The sequence below is a fragment of the Stenotrophomonas sp. 05N423 genome (assembly GCF_056397145.1).
The window spans coordinates 1-425 of record NZ_JBFTMV010000042.1 but is presented as its reverse complement, the minus strand read 5'-3'; the positions used below and the strand labels follow the sequence as shown (position 1 = coordinate 425).

Annotated in this window: 1 protein-coding gene; it reads right to left on the bottom strand. The window is 66.1% G+C overall.

Annotation, left to right across the window (positions count from 1 at the left end; genetic code table 11):
* The coding region (locus AC1DGW_RS16885) for a GTP-binding protein (RefSeq protein ID WP_478025207.1) at window positions 1–425 on the bottom strand (425 nt) is incomplete at both ends.

Genomic DNA, 425 nt, shown 5'->3' with positions numbered 1-425 from the left:
TCTTCCACCGGCATCAGGAACGGCTTGTCGACGTCGCGCTCCGGGGTCGGGATCCAGCTGTCCAGCGCCTCGACCAGCTTCAGGATCGCCGGCACGCCGATGTCGCTCTGGTCGCCTTCCAGCGCCAGACGGGCCGAACCATGCACGATCGGGGTGTCGTCGCCCGGGAAGTCGTACTTGCTCAGCAGCTCGCGCACTTCCATTTCCACCAGCTCGAGCAGCTCGGCATCGTCCACCATGTCGGCCTTGTTCAGGAACACGACGATGTACGGCACACCGACCTGACGCGACAGCAGGATGTGCTCGCGGGTCTGCGGCATCGGGCCGTCAGCGGCCGAGCACACCAGGATCGCGCCGTCCATCTGCGCCGCACCGGTGATCATGTTCTTGACGTAGTCGGCGTGGCCCGGGCAGTCAACGTGGGC